The sequence below is a fragment of the Rhodanobacter sp. C05 genome (genome assembly GCF_002001165.1).
GTDB lineage: Bacteria > Pseudomonadota > Gammaproteobacteria > Xanthomonadales > Rhodanobacteraceae > Rhodanobacter.
Map to the genome: position 1 here is coordinate 596,060 of NZ_MUNQ01000005.1, position 19,808 is coordinate 615,867.

24 protein-coding genes are annotated in these 19,808 nt (G+C 64.0%); 16 read left to right on the plus strand and 8 right to left on the minus strand.

Annotated features, from left to right (window positions below):
- Positions 1-36: 36 nt before the first annotated feature.
- The 3 genes from B0E51_RS02540 to B0E51_RS02550 are packed head-to-tail and all read right to left on the minus strand — an operon-like array spanning position 37 to position 1,272.
- A complete protein-coding gene (locus B0E51_RS02540) occupies positions 37-441 on the minus strand; it encodes a GFA family protein (RefSeq protein ID WP_077443224.1) in 405 nt (134 codons plus the stop codon).
- Positions 438-650 (minus strand): hypothetical protein, encoded by a 213-nt coding sequence (locus B0E51_RS02545; protein WP_077443310.1) that lies wholly within the window; start codon positions 648-650, stop codon positions 438-440. The genes B0E51_RS02540 and B0E51_RS02545 overlap by 4 nt, the downstream gene beginning before the upstream one ends.
- A 10-nt stretch (positions 651-660) precedes the next feature.
- A complete protein-coding gene (locus B0E51_RS02550; protein ID WP_077443225.1) occupies positions 661-1,272 on the minus strand; it encodes a DJ-1/PfpI family protein in 612 nt (203 codons plus the stop codon).
- 259 nt (positions 1,273-1,531) lie between these two features.
- On the opposite strand from B0E51_RS02550, the gene B0E51_RS02555 reads away from it, so the two are divergent.
- From B0E51_RS02555 to B0E51_RS02590, 8 genes are all read left to right on the plus strand, one after another.
- Positions 1,532-2,563 carry a class 1 fructose-bisphosphatase gene (locus tag B0E51_RS02555; protein WP_077443226.1) on the plus strand — a complete coding sequence of 344 codons (1,032 nt, stop codon included), beginning with the start codon at positions 1,532-1,534 and terminating at the stop codon, positions 2,561-2,563.
- Positions 2,564-2,683: 120 nt separating this feature from the next.
- The gene (locus B0E51_RS02560; RefSeq protein WP_077443227.1) at positions 2,684-3,610 is read left to right on the plus strand and encodes a patatin-like phospholipase family protein; all 927 of its coding nucleotides are present in this window, start codon (positions 2,684-2,686) and stop codon (positions 3,608-3,610) included.
- A gap of 92 nt (positions 3,611-3,702) precedes the next feature.
- Positions 3,703-5,760, plus strand: coding sequence for a S9 family peptidase (locus B0E51_RS02565; protein ID WP_077443228.1), 2,058 nt, complete (start codon positions 3,703-3,705; stop codon positions 5,758-5,760).
- 160 nt (positions 5,761-5,920) lie between these two features.
- On the plus strand, positions 5,921-6,304 hold the full coding sequence (locus B0E51_RS02570) for a GntR family transcriptional regulator (protein WP_077443229.1): 384 nt from the start codon (positions 5,921-5,923) through the stop codon (positions 6,302-6,304).
- A 1-nt stretch (position 6,305) separates the two neighbouring features.
- Positions 6,306-7,199 carry an ABC transporter ATP-binding protein gene (locus B0E51_RS02575; RefSeq protein ID WP_077443230.1) on the plus strand — a complete coding sequence of 298 codons (894 nt, stop codon included), beginning with the start codon at positions 6,306-6,308 and terminating at the stop codon, positions 7,197-7,199.
- A complete protein-coding gene (locus B0E51_RS02580) occupies positions 7,196-8,668 on the plus strand; it encodes a hypothetical protein (protein ID WP_077443231.1) in 1,473 nt (490 codons plus the stop codon). Before B0E51_RS02575 ends, B0E51_RS02580 begins: the two co-directional genes overlap by 4 nt.
- 10 nt (positions 8,669-8,678) lie before the next feature.
- Complete coding sequence (locus B0E51_RS02585) at positions 8,679-9,023, plus strand: hypothetical protein (RefSeq protein WP_077443232.1); 345 nt, start codon at positions 8,679-8,681, stop codon at positions 9,021-9,023.
- 193 nt (positions 9,024-9,216) lie between these two features.
- Positions 9,217-9,399 carry a hypothetical protein gene (locus B0E51_RS02590; RefSeq protein WP_174570562.1) on the plus strand — a complete coding sequence of 61 codons (183 nt, stop codon included), beginning with the start codon at positions 9,217-9,219 and terminating at the stop codon, positions 9,397-9,399.
- Between the two features lie 35 nt (positions 9,400-9,434).
- On the opposite strand, the gene B0E51_RS02595 is transcribed toward B0E51_RS02590, so the two are convergent.
- A complete protein-coding gene (locus tag B0E51_RS02595; RefSeq protein WP_077443311.1) occupies positions 9,435-10,550 on the minus strand; it encodes a PA0069 family radical SAM protein in 1,116 nt (371 codons plus the stop codon).
- A 130-nt stretch (positions 10,551-10,680) separates the two neighbouring features.
- Here B0E51_RS02595 and B0E51_RS02600 point away from each other — a divergent pair, with 130 nt between their 5' ends.
- The 8 genes from B0E51_RS02600 (at position 10,681) to B0E51_RS02635 (ending at position 17,562) form a co-directional block, all read left to right on the plus strand.
- Positions 10,681-10,935: a hypothetical protein gene (locus B0E51_RS02600; RefSeq protein ID WP_254424371.1), complete on the plus strand. Its 255-nt coding sequence runs from the start codon at positions 10,681-10,683 to the stop codon at positions 10,933-10,935.
- A gap of 177 nt (positions 10,936-11,112) precedes the next feature.
- The gene (locus B0E51_RS02605; RefSeq protein WP_254424372.1) at positions 11,113-11,376 is read left to right on the plus strand and encodes a GlsB/YeaQ/YmgE family stress response membrane protein; all 264 of its coding nucleotides are present in this window, start codon (positions 11,113-11,115) and stop codon (positions 11,374-11,376) included.
- A 79-nt stretch (positions 11,377-11,455) separates the two neighbouring features.
- The gene (locus tag B0E51_RS02610; RefSeq protein WP_077443235.1) at positions 11,456-12,436 is read left to right on the plus strand and encodes a PhoH family protein; all 981 of its coding nucleotides are present in this window, start codon (positions 11,456-11,458) and stop codon (positions 12,434-12,436) included.
- Positions 12,433-12,900, plus strand: a complete 468-nt coding sequence (gene ybeY / locus B0E51_RS02615) for an rRNA maturation RNase YbeY (RefSeq protein ID WP_077443236.1) — start codon at positions 12,433-12,435, stop codon at positions 12,898-12,900. The genes B0E51_RS02610 and ybeY overlap by 4 nt, the downstream gene beginning before the upstream one ends.
- Before the next feature lie 104 nt (positions 12,901-13,004).
- The gene (locus B0E51_RS02620) at positions 13,005-13,850 is read left to right on the plus strand and encodes a transporter associated domain-containing protein (protein ID WP_077443237.1); all 846 of its coding nucleotides are present in this window, start codon (positions 13,005-13,007) and stop codon (positions 13,848-13,850) included.
- A gap of 224 nt (positions 13,851-14,074) precedes the next feature.
- A complete protein-coding gene (acs, locus tag B0E51_RS02625; RefSeq protein WP_077443238.1) occupies positions 14,075-16,015 on the plus strand; it encodes an acetate--CoA ligase in 1,941 nt (646 codons plus the stop codon).
- A gap of 68 nt (positions 16,016-16,083) precedes the next feature.
- Complete coding sequence (locus B0E51_RS02630) at positions 16,084-16,728, plus strand: 4'-phosphopantetheinyl transferase superfamily protein (RefSeq protein WP_077443239.1); 645 nt, start codon at positions 16,084-16,086, stop codon at positions 16,726-16,728.
- Between the two features lie 90 nt (positions 16,729-16,818).
- Positions 16,819-17,562: a pyridoxine 5'-phosphate synthase gene (locus tag B0E51_RS02635; protein ID WP_077443240.1), complete on the plus strand. Its 744-nt coding sequence runs from the start codon at positions 16,819-16,821 to the stop codon at positions 17,560-17,562.
- A 114-nt stretch (positions 17,563-17,676) separates the two neighbouring features.
- Here the strand turns inward: B0E51_RS02635 and B0E51_RS02640 are convergent, their stop codons facing one another.
- From B0E51_RS02640 to B0E51_RS02655, 4 genes are all read right to left on the minus strand, one after another.
- The gene (locus B0E51_RS02640; protein ID WP_077443241.1) at positions 17,677-18,081 is read right to left on the minus strand and encodes a biopolymer transporter ExbD; all 405 of its coding nucleotides are present in this window, start codon (positions 18,079-18,081) and stop codon (positions 17,677-17,679) included.
- Between the two features lie 6 nt (positions 18,082-18,087).
- Positions 18,088-18,510, minus strand: a complete 423-nt coding sequence (locus tag B0E51_RS02645; protein ID WP_077443242.1) for a biopolymer transporter ExbD — start codon at positions 18,508-18,510, stop codon at positions 18,088-18,090.
- A gap of 11 nt (positions 18,511-18,521) precedes the next feature.
- Positions 18,522-19,250 carry a MotA/TolQ/ExbB proton channel family protein gene (locus tag B0E51_RS02650; protein ID WP_077443243.1) on the minus strand — a complete coding sequence of 243 codons (729 nt, stop codon included), beginning with the start codon at positions 19,248-19,250 and terminating at the stop codon, positions 18,522-18,524.
- 119 nt (positions 19,251-19,369) lie between these two features.
- A partial coding sequence (locus tag B0E51_RS02655; RefSeq protein WP_077443244.1) for an energy transducer TonB occupies positions 19,370-19,808 on the minus strand: 439 nt, incomplete at its 5' end.

The following is a 19,808-nucleotide window of genomic DNA, read 5'->3' on the forward strand; positions in this document are numbered from 1 at the left end:
TGGTGCCAAGAACGTCGAAGCACCGGCGGTGCTGAATCACAAGTGCCGCGTCTCGACCGGCGTCGATTGCCAGTTGTTGTTGCGACCATCGGCGTAATGCCGTGGCGCATCGATCAGCTCCTGCGGCTCGATGTCATCGAGGCAGGCAAGATTCACGCTGTAGAAGTCGCCGCCGAGCACATCAAGATGACCGCGGCCGAACGGACGCACGCCGCAGTGCCGGCAGAACAGGTGATGCATGCTGTTCGAACCGAACTGGTAATCGGACAGTGCCTCCTCTCCCGACAGCAGGCGAAACGCCTCCGGTTTCACGATCACGCCCCATGACCGCGTCTTGGTGCAGATCGAGCAGTTGCAGCGGCTGGTGCCGGCAGCGAGGTCGATCCCGGCTTCGAGCTGTACCGCGCCGCAGTGACAGCTGCCGTGATAGATCTTGTTCATGACTTGCTCCGGCGGTGAAAGATGCCGTGCTGGCAAAGGCCCGTCAGTGCGGCGAGCAACATGCGCTGACGCGGTCGGCCCGCCGTCGTCGATGACTGCGGGACATTCGTTCCATCCGATATCGGGAACTTGTATTGACCATCCATCAGCAGACCACGCAGATACAGCAGTCGATAAGCCATCAGGGTACGGTGAAGGAACGGTTTCATGTCGATGTCCTCAGGCCGCAGCCACGGTTTCGCCGACGCACCACGGCGGCAGCTGTGCATGCTTGAACAGCCGGTACCAGTGCTCGCGATCGCTGGGGCTGTACAGATCGAGTGTGTGGATCACCTCTCGGGCGAACTCCACGCTGCCGAGATGACTGGCGGTGATGGCGCCGCCATCGCTGACCGCAAGCACCTCGCTGTCGTACTGTTCGGCGCCGGCATAGCCGGGCACCTGGCTGGCGATCTGACCGGGCCAGTTGCCGGTGTGGCGGCATTCGTCGAGCAAACCTGCACGGGCCACCGCCAGCACGCCACTGTCGATGGCGGCTACCGGTGCACCGGCTGCGTGCAGATCCCGGATGGCGGTCACTGCCGCCGCGCCTTCACCGCGCTGCCACAGATGGCCGCCAGGCACGATCAGCAATGCCGCACGCTGGAAATCGAGCTGCGACAGCGACAGCTCGGGCTGAACGATGAGGCCACCCATCGATGCCACCGGCGTCCGCGAAAAGCCCACCGTCTGCACCCGCCAATCGCCCGGACGACGGATCTCACACAGGGCCAGCGCGGCCTGCCAGTCGGCAAAGCCGTCAAAAATCAGGAAGTAAACTGTATCGCGCATGTCGTATCCCTCCGCTGTGGAGGTTCAGCATGCGCAACCCCTGCTGCCAACGTAGTGTCAGCAATGGGGCTTTTTTGCTCGTCATTCCGGCGAAGGCCTGAATCGCTCTTCAGCCACAAAGACCGGATGACCAGCTTCGCTGTTATAGAGCTCTTCCGGCCTTCGCCGGAATGACGGCTCTTGTTGATGACCGCTGACTATCGCTGGCGCCGTTCAGCTGGAGCCGGGACAATGCACCTTCCTTTTGCCCGGACTCGACATGAAGCCCATCTCGCTGATCCAGTTCCTGATCGAGGAACGCCGCGCCGGCCATATCAATGCCGAACTTTCACTGCTGATCGAAGTGGTCGCGCGCGCCTGCAAGCGCATCGCGGTGGCCACCAACAAGGGTGCGCTCGGCGGCGTGCTGGGCATGGCCGGCAGCGACGATGCGCTGAGCATGAACATCCAGGGCGAGGCACAGAAGAAGCTGGATGTGATCTCCAACGAGATCCTGCTGGAAGCGAACGCCTGGGGCGGCCACCTTGCCGCCTGCGCCTCGGAAGAGATGGAAGACCCGCAACAGATTCCGGACGGCTATCCGAAGGGCAACCACCTGCTGTTGTTCGATCCGCTGGACGGCAGCTCGAACATCGACGTGAACATCTCGGTCGGCACGATCTTTTCGGTGCTGCGCTGCCCGGACGACGTCACCGAGCCTAAGGCCGAACACTTCCTGCAGCCCGGCACCACCCAGCTTGCCGCAGGTTATGTGGTGTACGGCCCGGCCACGGTGCTGGTGCTGACGTTCGGCCACGGCACGCATGAGTTCACGCTGGAGCGCGAGGTCGGCAGCTTCATGCTGAGCCGGCGCGGCATCCGGATCCCCGAGGAAGCCACCGAGTTCGCCATCAACATGTCGAACCAGCGCCACTGGCAGGCACCGATGCAGCGCTATGTCGGCGAGCTGCTGGCCGGCAAGGAAGGTCCCCGCGGCAAGGATTTCAACATGCGCTGGGTCGCCTCGATGGTGGCCGACGTGCACCGCATCGTGACCCGCGGCGGTGTGTTCTATTACCCGCTGGACGCGAAAATCCTGAAGCAGGGCGGCAAGCTGCGCCTGATGTACGAGGCGAATCCGATGGCTTTCATCATCGAACAGGCCGGCGGCGCGGCAACCACCGGGCGTGAGCGCATCATGGAATTGCAGCCGACCGGGCTGCATCAGCGTGTGCCGGTGTTCCTCGGTTCGAAGAAGGAAGTCGAGGTAGCCACGCATTACCACCAGGAAGCCGACGGCGCACAGAGCTGATGCAGCAGCGCCCTCTTCCCATGGAGAGGGCGCAAGCACATGGCCCGTTCCGTGCCCCGGTCACGCCATGATCCGGCCATAGACTTACACCTCCGCATCCTCTCCAGCGCGATACCACCGATGTCCTCCCGCCGCTTACTGCTGCTGTTGTTCGCCACGCTCGCGCTGAGCGCATGCTTCGGTGGCAGCAAGCCCACGCCGGCACCTCCAGTCATTGTGCCGCCGCCGGCACCAGTGAAGTTGAAGATCGGCCTCGCCCTCGGCGGGGGTGCCGCGAAAGGTTTCGCGCATATCGGCGTGATCAAGATGCTGGAAGCCAGCGGCATCCATCCCGACGTAGTCGCTGGCACAAGCGCCGGCAGTGTGGTCGGCGCGCTGTACGCCAGTGGCATGGATGCGTTCCAGTTGCAGCAGACCGCGTTCGGTCTGGATGAAACGAAGATCCGCGACGTGCGGTTGTTTTCCGGTGGCCTGGTGCAGGGCCAGGCGTTGCAGGATTACGTCAACCAGCTGGTTGGTCAGCGGCCGATCGAACGGTTGAAAATCCCGTTCGCCGCCGTCGCCACCGAGCTGGAAACCGGCCAGCGCACGGTGTTCGTGAGTGGCAATACCGGTCAGGCGGTGCGCGCCTCCTCCAGCATTCCCGGCGTGTTCGAGCCGGTCGACATTCGCGGCACGCACTATGTCGACGGCGGCGTGGTCAGCCCGGTACCGGTGGACGCAGCACGCCAGCTCGGCGCCGACTTCGTGATCGCGGTGGACATCTCGACCAAGCCCAGCGGCAGCAATCCGCAGGGCATGGTGAACATCGTCGGCCAGACTATCGCAATCATGGGCCAGCAACTGGGCGCACAGGAAATGGCGCGCGCTGACGTGGTGATCCGACCGAACATCAGCGGTATCGGTTCGACCGATTTCGAGCTGAAGAACCAGGCCATCCTCGAAGGCGAGCGGGCAGCACTGGCGGCAATCCCGAGCATCCGCGCCAAGCTCGCCGCGATGGCGGCGGCACGTCAGACCACTGTCGCGCCAGCACCGGCGCACTGATCCACAGCCACATAGACAGGCCATGCCCTCCTGCACTTGGCGCGCATAAGGCCCGGTTGTAGCGTGATGATTTCGCCACGCCGGAGCCCACCATGCTGAAACGTCCGCATCTGCCCGTCCCGATGCTGTTGCTGGCCATGGCGTTGACGCCTGCGGCGTTCGCCGAGCCGGCCAGCGTTGATCCGCGCATCGGGCAGTTGCTGACCCAGCTGGGCAAGACACAGCCGATCGAAGCCGTGGCGATCTCGCCGGACGGCAAGCAGCTGGCCTGGGTGATCGAACAGCAGGGCAAGTCGACGATTGAAGTGGCCGCGGCCGATGGCAGTCACGTGCATCCGGTGAGCGCCGCGACCAGGCCCGGCGGCTGCGCCGAATCCGGTATCGCATGGGCACCCGATTCACGCCACCTGGCGTTCGTATCCAACTGCAGCATCGACCTGACCAGCACCAAGACGATGCAGAACGACATCTATCTGGCCGATACCGCTGGCGACGATGCACCTGCGCGACTGGCACAGCTGAAAGGCTACGCGCATGCGCTGCAATGGACCGCCGACGGAAGGTCGCTCGGCTTTCTGTATGTGCCCGGGGCCACCCGCCACGCCAGCGCGCTGGCGGCGGCGAAGCCGGCGGCCGGTGAGGTGGGCGTGGCCGGCGTGGAAATACAGCACGTGGCCAGCCTCGATGTCGCCAGCGGCACGCTGCGCGAACTCACCCCGGCAGGCATGTACGCGTACGAATTCCACTGGTCGCCGGACGGTTCGCGGATCGCTTACACCGCTGCGTTGCCGCCGGGCGACAACAACTGGTGGATTGCCAAACTGTACGTGCAACCGGCGCAACCGAATGCCGCCGTGACCGTGCTGGTCGACCCGACCGATGCCCGCAGCGGTTCATTGCACGGCCTGCAGATCGCACTGCCGCGCTGGTCGCCGGACGGCTCGCGGATCGCCTTCATCGGCGGCCTGATGAGCGACCAGGGTGCCACCGGCGGCGATATCTATGCGGTGCCAAGTACAGGTGGCACGCTCGGCAATCTCACGCCCGGCATTCATGTCACGCCGGCGTGGCTCAACTGGAGTGGCCCGCAATCGTTGCTGGTGAACCAGATCAGCAACGGCCAGATCCAGCTGGCCGACTATGCCGTGCATGGCGACCGCGCGACCCAGCAGAAAGTCTGGTTCACCCTGCCCGCCAGCGTCGGCGATGGTACGGCCGCCCTGGCGGTATCGCTGTCGCACGACCAGCAACAGATCGCCTTCATCCAGAGTTCCTATGCCGCCGCGCCCGAAGTGCATGCCGGTGCACTCTCCAGCACGCCGCCGCCCGCGGTCACCACCATCAATGCCGCACTGAAGCCGGGCTGGGGCAACGCCGAATCGGTGGAATGGAACAACCAGGGCCTCCATGTGCAGGGCTGGCTGCTGTATCCAGCCAACTACGACCCGAAGAAAACCTATCCGATGATCGTGGTGGTGCACGGCGGTCCGTCCAGCGCGGTGATTCCGAGCTGGCCGAGCGTGGGCTACGGCGGTGCGCCGTTGTCGGCGCTGGGCTATTTCGTGCTGATGACGAACCCGCGCGGCAGCTACGGCCAGGGCGAGAAGTTTGTGCAGGCTAACCGCAAGGACTTCGGCTACGGCGACCTGCGCGACACGCTCGCCGGCATCGATGCCGTGGAAAAGAAACTCCCGGTCGATGACAAGCGCCTCGGCCTCACCGGCTGGAGCTACGGTGGTTTCATGAGCATGTTCGCGCCGACGCAGACCCAGCGCTTCCGCGCGGTGGTCGCCGGTGCCGGCATCTCCAACTGGCAGAGCTATTACGGCGAGAACCTGATCGACCAGTGGATGCCGCCGTTCTTCGGCGCCAGCGTGTACGACGACCCGGCGGTATACGCGAAGAGCTCGGCGATCAACTTCATCAGGCAGGCGAAGACACCCACCCTGATCGTGGTCGGCGACCGCGACGCCGAATGCCCGGCACCGCAATCGTTCGAGTACTGGCATGCGCTGCGCGCGCAGGGCGTGCCGACCTCGCTGGTGGTGTACCCGAACGAGGGGCATCACTTCGTCGACCCGGTGCACCAGCGCGATGTACTGCAGCGGGCCTTGGGCTGGTTCGAGAAATACCTGCCCGCAACAAACTAGTTCGCATTGCAAAGATTTTTCTGATGGCTTGATTCATGGCCGCCAGTGCCAGGCACCGGCGGCCTTTCTAGTGCCATGGCAACGAAACGCGCGGTGGTTCATGCCCGCAGCCACAAGTCATGCTTGACATGCACCCTAGTGTATTGCTGTACTGATACACATGGATGCTTCTTTGCTTACCGTTCAACCCACCGCGCCGGAGCCGATCTACCGGCAGATCGTCGAGCAGTTGCGCCGGCTGATTGCCGGCGGCCAGCTCGTTGCCGGTGATCCATTGCCGTCGGTGCGCGACGTAGCCGGCTTCCATGCAATCAATCCGATGACGGTTTCGCGTGCCTACGGCATCGCCGAAAGCGAAGGCCTGCTGGAGCGCCAGCGCGGCAAGGGCATGGTGGTGGCGGTCACGCGCAAGGCCACGCAGACCGAAAGTCACCGGCTCGCCCTGCTGGAACCGCAACTGCAGGCGCTGGTGCGCCACACCCGTGAACTCGAACTGCCTGCCGAACCGGTACTGCGGCGGCTGACCAAACTGCTGGGGGAATGAGATGAACGCCGTACTTCGCGAAACGGAATCCACTGTCGCTCCGCTCGCCGTCAGCGGGCTCGTCCACTGCTACGAAGGCAGCAACGTGCTGACCGGCGTCGACCTGGCGCTGGAACCGGGCAGCGTGCTGGGATTGATCGGCCGCAACGGCGCCGGCAAATCCACCCTGATCCGCATCATGCTCGGCCTGCTGCAGCCGCTGGCCGGCGAAGCCTTCGTATTCGGCGAACCGGCACTGAAACTCAGCGATGCCGCCAAGGCGCGCATCGCCTATGTTCCGCAGCAGCCCGAAGCGCTGGCATGGCTTACCGCACAGCAGATGTTCGATTTCATCGGCCGTTTCTATCCGCGCTGGGATGTGGCCTTCGCAAAACGGATGCTGGAACGCTGGCAGATCCCGCCCAACAAGCTGCTGGCCAAACTGTCGCCGGGCGAACGCCAGCGCGTCGACCTGATCCGCGCGCTCGCCTCGCAGCCGGAGCTGCTGGTACTGGACGAACCGGCCGCCGCGCTCGATCCGGTAGCCCGCCGTGAACTGTTGCGCGAGGTGGCGCTGCGCGCCGGCGAGTCCGGCACCACCGTGCTGTTTTCCACGCATATCGTGTCGGACCTGGAGCGGGTCGCTTCGGAGATCGCCTTCATGCACCAGGGCAAGCTGCTGATGCGCTGCAGTGTCGACGAAACCAAGGAGCGTTACGCGCGACTGTGGCTGCCGGGCAAGATGAGCGCCGCCGCACCAATGAACTCCCTGAGCCGGCGCCGCCACGACGACGGCAGTCTCAGTCTGGTGGTGGAGCGCGACGCGCACGGCCAATGGCCGGAAGCGGCGAACCTGCCCGGCGCGCGCGTCGATGCGCTGGGGCTGGAGGATCTGTTCGTGGAGATTGCGGAATGAACCTGCTGCAGCTGCTCCAGATGCCCTGGCAAGCGACGCAACACGGATTGCGCTGGCTGTCGCTGGTGGTGCTCGCATTGTGCAGTGGTGGCGCCGTGGCCATCGGCCTGTTCGCGGACAACCCGGATCGCTGGGTCGGCTCGGTGGTCCTGTACGGTCTCGGCCTTGCCTATCTGTGGGCAATCTTCTTTCCGTCCAGCCTGCTGGTGGCGATGGATGCCCGCCAACTGCGCGTACCGCGTATCCAGCGACAGATCGTGGCCAGCCTGCTGCTGTACGGCGTACTGTGTCCGGCGCTGCCGCTGGTCGTGATGGGTGCGGCCGGCATGCCGTTGCGAGGTGCCGCCGCCTTGCTGGTGTTGTGCAGCAGCGGCGGCCTCGCCATCGCCCTGCTGCCGCGTTACGTGGCTGCGTTCATGGGCATGGCGCCCTCGCTGATGCACGCGCTGTGGCTTCGCCTCAACCTTCCCGGCATCAGCGATCCACACTTCGCGACCGGTGCAGCATGGATCGTGCTGGCATTGCTGCCGGCGCTGGCCTGGCGCTGGCGCCAGCTGCTACGCGCCGGCCCCGGCCAGCCGCTGGGCTGGTCGGCGCCGATGGTGTTGCAGTTCCGCAATGGCAGCTGGGGCCACTGGGGCAATCTCGGCGACCAACGGCAACTGCGCCTGCGTCCGGCATGGCTGCAGTTGCAGCCGAACCTCGACGGCGTCGGGCCAGGCGCGCCGTACATGACGCTGCGCGTGGCGCTGGGTGGCTGGTACATGCCGCAGACCCTGCGCAGTTACATCCGCCAGCTGGGCCTCGTGCTCGCCATCGTCGCCGTGCCACTGGCCTGCATCGTCGCACTCGTCCTGCTCGGCGACCGCCAGGCCCATGCCGCGGAAATCCTGCGCGGCAGCCTGATCGGCGCGCTCTCCTCGTTTTCGATCATCGCCGGTCCGATGACCTGCCTGATCAGCCTGCAATGGCTGCGCAAGCGCTGGCAGCGTGCCAACGCCGAACTGCCGCTGCTGGCACTGTTGCCCGGGCTCGGCGACAGTGAGCGGGTCAAGCGGCAGTTGCTGCGTGCCGGACTCGGTCTGCCGCTCGGCCTGCATGCGCTGCTGGCACTGCTCGCGGTGGCTGCGATGCTGTACTGGCGCAGCCACGCGAACCTGCTGCTGTTTCCGCTGCTGGCGCAAGTAGGTTCCGCCGCCGTGACTGCCGCCGCCGTGCTGAACCTGTTCGGCGGTCGCGCCTTGCGGCTGTGGATGACCGGCATGGTGCTGGTGACCACCTTCGTGCTCACCCTGTTGAGCATGCTGTTGCCGGTGATGGCCTGGGGTCGTCATCCGGTGGTCTGGGTCGCGCCATGGCTGCCCGCGCTGGGTGCCGGCTGGCTGCTGCTGGTCGGTGCGATGGTCTGGCTCGGCCGGCGCGGCTGGCATGACCTGATGCAGCGACCGCATCCGTTCCTGACGAACTGAGGTGTCGTCCATGGGTTACATCACCACTCGACGACTGCAGGATGAATTCAAGCTGCCGCCCGCGCTGGTGCAGGAAATCGATGCCGAGCAGACGCGACATGCATTGCTGCACCGCTGGCAGCCGTGGGCATGGCTGCTGTGCTGGCTGTTGCTGCCAGCGCTTGCCGGCTGGATTCACTGGATGCCGTCGTATCGCCAGCTGATCCACAGCGGGATGTTCGTACTGCTCATGGTTACTGCCATGATGGGCTGGATATGCATCGCGCGATGGCTGGCCGGACCGGCCATGCTTGCTGCCGCCATAGCCAAGGCACGACGATTGGGCATCGACATCAAGGGAAAGGCCGACGCATGAAATGGATCACATCGAAGAAGCTGCCGAGCGAATTCGGACTTTCGTGGACCGCGGCCGAACAGATCATTCGCGAACAAACTCATCCGTTCTGACAGCGTCACCGATTACCCGTGCTGTGTACCGATGCTGTCAGCAGCAAGCGCACAAACTAGCGGCTTCCCTCGCATCCAGCCAGTAAAAAGGAGCATTGCACGTGGACGAACAACCCAAGGATCCGAAGCGCTCTCAGGGTTTGGCGCTGGGCTCGAGTATTGCCATCGGCGTGGCGATCGGCAGCGGTCTCGGCGTCGCGCTGCACAATCTCGCTCTCGGCGTGGGCCTTGGTGTCGCGCTGGGCGCCATGTTCGGCGCATTGCGTGGGCGCCCGGGGAAATGATGCGCTGACCTGGCGCTTCGGTACCCGCGCTTCTGTCAAAACAACTCGCCCTGCGGCGACGATTTTCGTGGTGGCACGAAACGCGAAGTGTCGAGTTGGAGTTCGCGGGCGCGACCGAAGCTGTGCCTGCGACAGGCCACTTCGAAGCGGCGGCGCAGCAGATCGGCGAACACGCCCTGACCACGCATGCGGGTAGCGAAGTTGCTGTCGTAATCGCGGCCGCCGTTCATCTGCTGCACCAGGCTCATCACGTGTTCGGCGCGGTGCGGCGCGTGCAGGGCGAGCCACTCGCGGAACAGCTGCTTCAACTCGTACGGCAGACGCAGCGTGGTGTAGCCGGCACAGCGCGCACCGGCGTTGGCAGCTTGAGCCATGACCGTTTCCATGTCCTTGTCGTTGAGCGCTGGAATGATCGGCGCCACCAGCACGCCGACTGGCACGCCAGCGTCGGCCAGCGTGCGGATCGCCTTGATCCGCCGATGCGGCGCGCTGGCGCGCGGTTCGAGTTTCGCGGCTAGATGATTGTCCACCGAGTTGACCGAGACGAACACCTGCACCAGTCGCTCACGCGCCATCGGCACCAGAAGGTCGAGGTCGCGTTCGACCAGCGCGTTCTTGGTGACGATGGTGCACGGGTGATGGCATTCGGCGAGCAGTTCCAGCGCGGCACGGGTCAGTCGCCACTGCTTCTCAATCGGCTGGTAGGGGTCCGTATTGCTGCCGATGTTGATCGGGCTGATCACGTAGCCGGGCTTGGCCAGCTCGGCGCGCAGCACCTCGGCGAAATTGCCCTTAGCGCGCAGCTTGGTTTCGAAATCGAGGCCAGGCGAGAGGTTGAGATAACTGTGCGAGGGTCGTGCAAAACAGTAGATGCATCCCTCGCAGCCGCGATATGGGTTGATCGCCTGACTGAAGGCGATGTCCGGCGAGTCGTTTCGGCTGATCACGCTGCGCGCGCGTTCCTCGGTGACCTCGGTGCGTGGGCGCGGCGTATCTTCGTCAAGCAACACGCTTTGCCAGCCGTCATTCTCGGCCTGATGGCGGATGCTTTCGAAACGACCCTCGGGGTTGGACGCAGCACCGCGGCCCTTGATCATGCGACTCGTCTGGGCCTGATCGTGCGGGGTTGGCGGTGGCAGCGAATCATCCATCGGTACAGTTTGCCGCGGCGACGTCTCAGTCTTCGCGACACTCTGCGGCAACGTGATATGGCGCCGCTCCGGTCTGCCATGGCGACGTTATGATGTGCAGGTACGGCCGCTGACGCGGCACGATCTTCGTATGTCGGGGTCCATCATGCGCTGGCTGCTGCTTGTTCTCACCCTGTTCGCTTTTGCGCTGTGCTTCACCCGCCACAGTGCCGGTGCCTGGGGCTTCTGGCTGCTGGTGGGCTTCGTCGGCATCGTCGCCACCACGCTGACCTTCGCGCAGGCACGCATCACCGGCAACTCGCGTGAGGACAGTCTGTCCGAATACGACTTGAAACGACTGCGCGAAGGCAAGGATCCGCTCGGACACGATCGCCTCGGGCGGTAGAGCGAATCGAATCCATCGTAGAAACGCACGTAGTGCGGCGTTCACACCCGGATCGCGGCAGTTCGTGCACGGCAATGAGCCGGCAGATCACCATTCGATCACGATCGCTGCACGGCGGAACACGGACTCTTCCCCTGGCGCGGCGCTGTCCAGCTGCCTGCTCAAACCTGGGAGTTCATGATGACTGCATCCGGCCTGATCGTCTTTCTGCTCATTGGCGCGATTGCCGGCTGGCTCGCCGGCCTGATCGTACGTGGCTTCGGCTTCGGCCTGCTCGGCAATATCGTGGTCGGCATCATCGGCGCCTTCCTCGCCGGCTGGCTGCTGCCCAGGCTGGGAATCAGCTTCATGCTCGTCAGCCCGCTGGTCACCAGCATCGTCTACGCGATGATTGGCGCCGTTGTTCTGCTGGTCATCCTCGGCCTGATCAGGCGCGCCTGATCGTTGCTGTCCGAACAGGGCCACCGCCGGCCATGTCGCGGTGGCCCTCGCACAGGCGGCGCGCTACTCTCGCACGCCTATGAGCGAACTCAATCAGCGCGAATTCACCCTCGAGCCCGAAGACAACGCCCGCCTCGCCAACCTGTGCGGGCCGTTCGACGAGCATCTGCGCCAGATCGAACTGCGCCTCGGCGTCGAGATCAACCACCGTGGCAGCATCTTTCAGGTGATTGGCGAGGAGGTCTCCGCCAGGGCCGCCCAGAAAGTGCTTGCTGCGCTGTATGCCGTAACCGAAGACGAGGCCCTGACCGGCGCCAGGATCAACCTGCATCTGGCCGAATCCGGTATCGACGCGATCACGGCCGAAGCGGCCGAAGGCGCGCAGGAAGTAACGATCAAGGTCAAGCGCGGCGTGATCAAGGGCCGCGGCCCGAACCAGGCGCGCTACCTGCACGCGATCGCCAGCCACGACATCAATTTCGGCGTGGGTCCGGCCGGTACCGGCAAGACCTATCTGGCGGTGGCCAGTGCGGTCGAGGCTTTGGAGGCGAACCGCGTGCAGCGCCTGCTGCTGGTGCGCCCGGCAGTGGAGGCGGGTGAGAAGCTCGGCTTCCTGCCCGGCGACCTGTCGCAGAAGGTCGATCCGTACCTGCGTCCGCTGTACGACGCGCTGTACGAGATGCTCGGCTTCGAGAAGGTGGCCAAGCTGATCGAGCGCAACGTGATCGAGATCGCGCCGCTCGCCTATATGCGCGGCCGCACACTGAACGATTCCTACGTGATCCTCGACGAGGCGCAGAACACCACCGTCGAGCAGATGAAGATGTTCCTGACCCGGATCGGTTTTGGCACGGTGGCGGTGATCACCGGCGACGTCACCCAGGTCGACCTGCCGCGCAGCACCCGCTCGGGCCTGCGCCAGGCGGTGGAAGTGCTGCGTGGCGTAGGCGGCATCAGCTTCACCTTCTTCACTTCGCGCGACGTGGTGCGCCATCCGCTGGTGGCGAAGATCGTGCGCGCCTACGAGGCGTTCGAGCAGAAGGAAGAGGACGGCAAGTGAGTCGGCCACCTGAAATTGTGCTGGCGGTCGGCTACGCCGTGCTACGTGCCGGGCTGCCCGCGCCGGCCAGCTTCCGCCGCTGGGTGGAGGCTGCGCTGCGCGGCGCCAAGCGGCGCAAGCCGGCCGAGCTGGCGATCCGTATCGTCGATGCCGATGAAGGTCGCGCACTGAATCGCGACTATCGTGGCAAGGACTACGCCACCAATGTGCTGTCGTTTCCTGCCGAACTGCCGCCCGGTGTGGCGTTGCCGCTGATTGGCGATCTGGCGATCTGCGCCCCGGTAGTACTGCGCGAGGCCGCCGAACAGGGCAAGCTGCCGCGCGATCACTGGGCCCACCTGACCATTCACGGCGTGCTGCACCTGCTCGGCTACGACCATGTCGAGGATGGCGAGGCCGAAGCGATGGAGGCTCTGGAAACCCGCATCCTGGCCGGTCTCGGCATCGCCGATCCGTACGCCTGATCGTTCTCACGAGCTGCGTAGTCTAGGCTTGTGCTCTGAATTGTCACGGATTTTCCGCTAGACTCGTGGATACCGCCCGCTTGCGGGCAGCACTCCAACCGTGAATGAACGACGACCCTGGCAGTACCAGCGGCCCGGCACACCGCACCTGGTGGGACCGGCTGGGCCACATGTTTTCCGGCGAGCCACGCAACCGCAGCGAACTGCTTGAGGAGCTGCGCGCCGCCCAAAGCAACGGACTGCTGTCCGTTGACACCCTCACCATGGTCGAGGGTGCGCTCAAGGTCAACGAGCTGAGCGTGGACGACGTGATGGTGCCGCGCGCGCAGATCGTGATGCTCGCGGCCGAATCGCCGCTGACCGAGATCCTCGCCACCGTGGTCGAGTCCGGCCACTCGCGTTTCCCGGTGCACGGCGAGGACAAGGACGAGATCCTCGGCATCCTGCTGGCCAAGGACCTGCTGAAGTTCTTCGGCTCCGCCGGGCATTTCGACATTCACGCGATCCTGCGCCCGGCCGTGCTGATTCCCGAATCCATGCGCCTGAACGTGCTGCTGGACGAGTTCCGCCGCTCGCGCAACCACATGGCGCTGGTAGTCAACGAATACGGTGGCGTCGCCGGCCTGATCACCATCGAGGACGTGCTCGAGCAGATCGTCGGCGAGATCGATGACGAACACGACGACGACGAACCCGAGCTGATGCACGAGCAGCCCGGCGGCGACTGGCTGGTCAGCGCGCTGACCCCGATCGAGGATTTCAACGAACAGGCCGGCACGGAGTTTTCCGACGAGGAATACGACACCGTCGGTGGCATGGTCACCTCCGAATTCGGCCACCTGCCCGAAGTCGGCGAGGAAGTGGCGATCGGCGGTTTCCTGTTTCATGTCACCGAGGCCGACGATCGCCGCGTGCAGCAGTTCCGCGTGGCGAAGCACGACAAACGCTAGGGCCTCGATACCCTTCTCCTGCAAGCAGTGAGGGACGATCCGTGAGATCTGATACGGACGTCCAAATCCCTGGATCGTCTCGGACACGCTTGCGCCGATCGCAAACGCCATCCGTGCAGCTGCATCATCGCACTCCTTGCTACACTCGAAGTTCAAGCGCCGCCGGGCACTACGGCCTGTCGCGGTTCTGCATCCTTCAAGTCGATGCCAGCAGGAGCCCTGCCATGTCCAAGCTTTATCCGGTCAATCCCGCGTTTGCCGCTGCAGCACGCGTCCGCCATGACGATTACACGCGCCTGTATGCCGAATCGGTCAGCGATCCGGAAGGCTTCTGGGGGCGCATCGGCCAGCGGCTGGACTGGATCAGGCCACCGACGAAGATCAAGGATGTCTCGTTCGATCCGAAGGACCTGCACATCCGCTGGTACGAGGACGGCAAACTCAATGTGTCGGCGAACTGCCTCGACCGCCACCTCGCCGAGCGTGGCGACAAGACGGCAATCATCTTCGAGGGCGACGACCCGAGCGATTCGCGCCGGATCAGCTATCGCGAGCTGCATGCGGAAGTTTGCAAGTTCGCCAACACGCTGAAGAACCTCGGCGTAGCCAAGGGCGACCGCGTAGCGATCTACCTGCCGATGATCCCTGAGGCCGCGGTGGCAATGCTGGCCTGCGCGCGCATCGGCGCGGTGCATTCGGTGGTGTTCGGCGGCTTCTCGCCCGATTCGCTGGCCGGTCGTATCGCCGATTCGGCCTGCAAGCTGGTGATCACCGCCGACGAAGGCGTGCGTGGCGGCAAGCGGATCGCGCTGAAGACGAACGTGGATGCCGCGCTGGATCGGCCCGGCACCAACAGCGTGGAAACCGTGGTGGTGGTGCGTCGCACCGGCGCCGCCGTGCCGATGCAGTCGCCACGCGACCGCTACTGGCACAACCTGATGGACGGCCAGTCGACCGATTGTCCGGCCGAGCCGATGGAAGCGGAGCACCCGCTGTTCATCCTGTACACCTCCGGCTCCACCGGCAAGCCGAAGGGCGTGCTGCACACCTCCGCCGGCTATCTGGTCTACACCAGCTACACGCATGAACTGGTGTTCGACCTGCGCGAGGACGACGTCTACTGGTGTACCGCCGATGTGGGCTGGGTCACCGGCCACAGCTATGTGGTGTACGGGCCGCTGGCCAACGGCGCCACCACCGTGATGTTCGACGGCGTGCCGAACTATCCGGATTTCAGCCGCTTCTGGCAGGTGATCGACAAGCATCAGGTGAGCCTGTTCTATACCGCACCTACCGCGATCCGCGCACTGATGCGCGAAGGCGAGGCACCGGTAAAGAAGGCATCACGAAAATCGCTGCGCCTGCTCGGCTCGGTCGGCGAGCCGATCAATCCGGAAGCGTGGGAGTGGTACTACCGCGTGGTCGGCGACGAGCGCTGCCCGATCGTCGATACCTGGTGGCAGACCGAAACCGGCGGCATCCTGATCACCCCGCTGGCCGGCGCGATCGATGCCAAGCCCGGCTCCGCCACGCTGCCGTTCTTCGGCGTGAAGCCGGCCATCGTCGATGCCAATGGTGAACTGCAGGAAGGTGCCACCGAGGGCAACCTGATCATCACCGATTCCTGGCCGGGCCAGATGCGCACCGTCTACGGTGATCACCAGCGCTTCATCGAAACCTACTTCAGTGCCTATCCCGGCAACTATTTCACCGGCGATGGCGTGCGCCGTGACGAGGACGGCTATTACTGGATCACCGGCCGCGTCGACGACGTCATCAACGTCAGTGGTCATCGCATCGGCACCGCCGAGGTGGAGAGCGCGCTGGTCTCGCATCCCAAGGTTGCCGAGGCAGCGGTGGTCGGTGCTCCGCACGACATCAAGGGCCAGGGTATCTACGCTTTCGTCACCCTGATCGCCGGCGAACAAGGCAGCGACGAACTGCGCAAGGAACTGGTGGCGTGGGTACGCAAGGAAATCGGTCCGATCGCCACGCCGGATTTTCTGCAATGGGCACCCGGCCTGCCGAAGACCCGCTCGGGCAAGATCATGAGGCGCATCCTGCGCAAGATCGGCGAGAACCTGCCTGACCAGCTCGGCGACATCAGCACGCTTGCCGATCCCGGCGTGGTGAAGAATCTGGTCGACGAACGGTTGATCAAATAAACGCTGATCGCGGCGTGCCATGTGCGCGTGCGCTTGTACATGGCTAGTGGCAGCGGCACCATGCATGGATGACCACAACCCATGCACAGACGCTGGCGAGCCTGGCAGGGTGCCTGCGCGATGACGAGATTCATGTCTGGCATCTGACCTATCAGGCCACGCAGGGTCGGGCACCGCTACGCCGTGTGCTGGCGGCCTATCTCGGCATCGACGCCGACGCTGTTGCACTGGTTGCCGGGGAACATGGCCGGCCGGCGCTCGCCGCCGGCCATGACCAGTCCCTGGGATTCAACTGGTCGCACAGTGGTGACCAGGCCCTGATTGCGATTGGGCGACATGTCTCACCCGGCATTGATGTGGAACGTCGGCGCGAGCGGCCACGTGCACTGGAGATTGCCCAACGCTATTTCAGTGTTGACGAGGCGGCTGCACTTGCGGCACTGCCGGCAGCGAACCGCAGTGCTGCGTTCCTCGAGCTGTGGACGGCCAAGGAAGCTGTACTCAAGGCGCTCGGGCATGGCATCGCCTTCGGGCTGCATCGGCTCAGCATTGCGAACGCCAGCGAGCAGCTGATCCTGCTGCAACTCGAAGATGACGATGTCCTCGCCTGGCAATTACGGCGGCTGCCAGTCGACACGACACTGCTGGCCGCACTGGCCTGGCGCGGACTCCCGCGACAGATCCTGCTTGGCACGCTTGCCAGCATGGACTGATCGGCGCACTGTCTGCGTTCGCTCGCTACTGGCTGCCTGCTGGCACTGTCGTACCATGCCGACTCCACCGTCAAAGACTGTCTCTCTGCGATGACCCTGCTCAGCGTCAACCTCAACAAGATCGCCGTGCTGCGCAATTCGCGCGGCGGCCACGAACCGGACATCTGCCACGCCGCGCAGACCTGCATCGATGCCGGCTGCGGTGGCATCACCGTGCATCCGCGACCGGATCAGCGCCATGTACGGCCGGATGATGTGCGCGCGCTGGCTGCGATGCTGGTCGGCCGAGCCGAATACAACATCGAGGGTAATCCGTTCGCACCGGCGCGCGGCGAATATCCCGGGTTGGTGGCGCTGGCGCGTGAGGTGCGGCCCACCCAGGTGACTCTGGTGCCTGATGGCGATGGCCAGATCACCTCCGACCACGGTTTCGATCTGGCGCATGATATCGACCGCCTGCGTCCGCTGGTTGCCGAGTTGAACGAACTTGGTTGCCGGGTCAGCCTGTTCGTCGATGCCGGTGTGCAGGACTTCGCCCTGGCCGCAGCGATCGGCGTACAGCGCATCGAGATCTACACCGGCCCGTATGCGCAGGCCTTCGCCGACGGGCAACCGGCAAGCATGCTCGCCGCGTGTGCCGATACTGCGTACCGGGCGCAGCAGGCGGGACTGGCCGTCAATGCCGGGCACGATCTCAGCCAGGCGAATCTGGGCGCCTTCAAGGCAGCGATTCCTGGCCTGGCGGAAGTCTCGATCGGCCACGCGCTGATCGGCGAGGCGCTCTACCAGGGACTGGCCATCACGGTGCGCAACTACCTGCAGATTCTGCGCTAAGCAACGTCTGCGTACCGGCATAAAGTCGGCACGACCCAAACAAAAACCCCCGCGCAAGGCGGGGGTTTTGCATTTCGTCCATTTGCTGCCTGGAGCGGCCAGCAACCTGTCCGATCAATCGGCTTCGGTGAAACCTATCTTGGTCAGGTTGTAGCTCTTGGCGTCGGCCAGTACGCGTGCCACGTACTGGTAGGCGACGGCATCGTCGGCAGCAATCTGGATTTCCGGCTGGTTGCTCTGCTGGGCGATTACCGCAAGCTGCGCCTTCAGGCCCAACTCGTCGACCGGGGTATCGTTCCAGTAGAACGAACCACCCTGATCGATCTTCAGATGAATCGGATCCAGCGGATTGGGCGGATTGACGACATTCGGATTCGGCTGCGGCAGATCGACCTTGATCTTGTGCGCGAGCACCGGCGCCGTGATCATGAAGATGATCAACAGCACCAACATCACGTCGACCAGCGGCGTGACGTTGATATCCGACATCGGTCCACTGGTGTTGCTAGTGAAGGCCATCTCTCATCACCCCTTCGGCGCGTCAGTGGTCATGAAGCCGACATGCACCATGCCCGAGTCCTTGGCATCACCGATCACCTTCTTGACGATCTTGAATTCGGTGGTCTTGTCGGCGCGGATCTGCAACTCCGGCTGCGGAGTCTTCTGCGCCTCCACCAAGAGCCTTGCCTTCAACTCGGACTCCGTGAACTGATGATCATTGAAGTACAGGCTGCCATCCGGCTTGATCGCGAGATCAAGCGGCGGCACCGGCATTTCCTCATCCTTGGTCTTCGGATTGGCGGTAGGCAAGTCAATCGTGATGGTGTGCGACATCAGCGGTGCGGTGATCATGAAGATGATCAGCAGTACCAACATCACGTCGACCAGCGGCGTGACATTGATTTCCGACATCGGGCCACCGGAATTGCCTCCGGAACTCATTGCCATGGGTCAAACCCTCACTTCTGGCCTTCGACGCGCGAACCAGTGGCGAAGAAATCGTGCAGGTCATGCGCGAACTCGTCGAAGCGGGCGTAGGTCAGGCGGTTCGAACGGTTGAAGAAGTTGAAGGCAAGCACGGCCGGGATGGCGGTGAACAGACCGAAGGCGGTCATGATCAGTGCTTCACCCACCGGACCAGCCACCGCGTTCATCGAGGCGTTGCCGGTCGCAGCGATGCCGATCAGTGCGTGGTAGATGCCCCACACGGTACCGAGCAGACCGACGAACGGTGCGGCCGAGCCAACGGTGGCGAGCAAGGTCATGCCACCTTCCAGGCGCAGGCTCTCGCGAGCCACAGCCTGGCGCAAGGCGCGGTCGATGAACTCCGAGCGGCTCAACGATTCAGCCAGGCGACCGGTTGTGCCAGCGGCGGCAGTCTGCTGGTGATGGGCGACCGCCGAAGCGGCGTCCAGCGCGATCTTGGAGAACGGTTCGCCCTTGGGCTGCGCTTCCAGTTCACGGATTGCGTCCTGGGTGGAGCCATTGCCCCAGAAGCCGTCAATGACCTTGTCGGCACGACCACGCACCATCGTGTTGCGAATGCCGTTGGCAATGATGAAGTACCACGACAGGAACGACATCGCGACCAGCGTGACGAACACGACCCAGCCGAGCCAGTCGAAGTTCTGCATCAGGTTGGCGAAGCCCATCTGCTTCATGGCTTCGGCGTTGGTATTGCCACCCATAGCCTGTGCGGCATCGGTTGTTGCAGGAGTCTGTAGGAACATAACGCTACCCTAGGGAAGTCAAGCGTGAACTGTAACTGTAATCAATATTGGGTCGATTACAGCATGTGAATATTTAACTAGCCGTCCATGTGGAAGGTGACTGGAACACGTGCCAATCCTTGCACCTTCCGCCCGTTTCTGACCTCTGGATTGAATCGGTACTTTCTGACTGCTTCCATGGCCGCACGATCAAGCTCGCGGTAACCGCTGGTTTTGTCGACCTGCACATCCACCACGCTACCGTCAATTCCAACCGTCACCAACAGATAAACCGTACCCTCGTGACGCTGGCGTAGAGCCTGCGGTGGATAGTTCGGCTTGATCTGACTGTTGTAGCTCAGATCCTGACCCGCACTGATATCGGTCGGTGCAGCAGGTGGTGCCGGCGGTGACGGCGGTGCTGCTGCAACCGCGTTCTGCGAAACCTCTTCCACCGGTGGCGGCGGCGTCGGCGGCGGCGGCGTCGGCGGCGGCTTGATCTGCTGGATGATCTTCGGCGGCGGCTGCTTCGGCGGC

What these genes read in the sequence shown, in the direction of transcription:
- B0E51_RS02540 (WP_077443224.1), bottom strand. Translation starts at nt 441, where the DNA reads ATGAACAAGATCTATCACGGCAGCTGTCACTGCGGCGCGGTACAGCTC.
- B0E51_RS02545 (WP_077443310.1), bottom strand. Translation starts at nt 650, where the DNA reads ATGAAACCGTTCCTTCACCGTACCCTGATGGCTTATCGACTGCTGTAT.
- B0E51_RS02550 (WP_077443225.1), bottom strand. Translation starts at nt 1,272, where the DNA reads ATGCGCGATACAGTTTACTTCCTGATTTTTGACGGCTTTGCCGACTGG.
- B0E51_RS02555 (WP_077443226.1), top strand. Translation starts at nt 1,532, where the DNA reads ATGAAGCCCATCTCGCTGATCCAGTTCCTGATCGAGGAACGCCGCGCC.
- B0E51_RS02560 (WP_077443227.1), top strand. Translation starts at nt 2,684, where the DNA reads ATGTCCTCCCGCCGCTTACTGCTGCTGTTGTTCGCCACGCTCGCGCTG.
- B0E51_RS02565 (WP_077443228.1), top strand. Translation starts at nt 3,703, where the DNA reads ATGCTGAAACGTCCGCATCTGCCCGTCCCGATGCTGTTGCTGGCCATG.
- B0E51_RS02570 (WP_077443229.1), top strand. Translation starts at nt 5,921, where the DNA reads ATGGATGCTTCTTTGCTTACCGTTCAACCCACCGCGCCGGAGCCGATC.
- B0E51_RS02575 (WP_077443230.1), top strand. Translation starts at nt 6,306, where the DNA reads ATGAACGCCGTACTTCGCGAAACGGAATCCACTGTCGCTCCGCTCGCC.
- B0E51_RS02580 (WP_077443231.1), top strand. Translation starts at nt 7,196, where the DNA reads ATGAACCTGCTGCAGCTGCTCCAGATGCCCTGGCAAGCGACGCAACAC.
- B0E51_RS02585 (WP_077443232.1), top strand. Translation starts at nt 8,679, where the DNA reads ATGGGTTACATCACCACTCGACGACTGCAGGATGAATTCAAGCTGCCG.
- B0E51_RS02595 (WP_077443311.1), bottom strand. Translation starts at nt 10,550, where the DNA reads ATGGATGATTCGCTGCCACCGCCAACCCCGCACGATCAGGCCCAGACG.
- B0E51_RS02600 (WP_254424371.1), top strand. Translation starts at nt 10,681, where the DNA reads ATGTCGGGGTCCATCATGCGCTGGCTGCTGCTTGTTCTCACCCTGTTC.
- B0E51_RS02605 (WP_254424372.1), top strand. Translation starts at nt 11,113, where the DNA reads ATGATGACTGCATCCGGCCTGATCGTCTTTCTGCTCATTGGCGCGATT.
- B0E51_RS02610 (WP_077443235.1), top strand. Translation starts at nt 11,456, where the DNA reads ATGAGCGAACTCAATCAGCGCGAATTCACCCTCGAGCCCGAAGACAAC.
- B0E51_RS02620 (WP_077443237.1), top strand. Translation starts at nt 13,005, where the DNA reads ATGAACGACGACCCTGGCAGTACCAGCGGCCCGGCACACCGCACCTGG.
- acs (WP_077443238.1), top strand. Translation starts at nt 14,075, where the DNA reads ATGTCCAAGCTTTATCCGGTCAATCCCGCGTTTGCCGCTGCAGCACGC.
- B0E51_RS02630 (WP_077443239.1), top strand. Translation starts at nt 16,084, where the DNA reads ATGACCACAACCCATGCACAGACGCTGGCGAGCCTGGCAGGGTGCCTG.
- B0E51_RS02635 (WP_077443240.1), top strand. Translation starts at nt 16,819, where the DNA reads ATGACCCTGCTCAGCGTCAACCTCAACAAGATCGCCGTGCTGCGCAAT.
- B0E51_RS02640 (WP_077443241.1), bottom strand. Translation starts at nt 18,081, where the DNA reads ATGGCCTTCACTAGCAACACCAGTGGACCGATGTCGGATATCAACGTC.
- B0E51_RS02645 (WP_077443242.1), bottom strand. Translation starts at nt 18,510, where the DNA reads ATGGCAATGAGTTCCGGAGGCAATTCCGGTGGCCCGATGTCGGAAATC.
- B0E51_RS02650 (WP_077443243.1), bottom strand. Translation starts at nt 19,250, where the DNA reads ATGGGTGGCAATACCAACGCCGAAGCCATGAAGCAGATGGGCTTCGCC.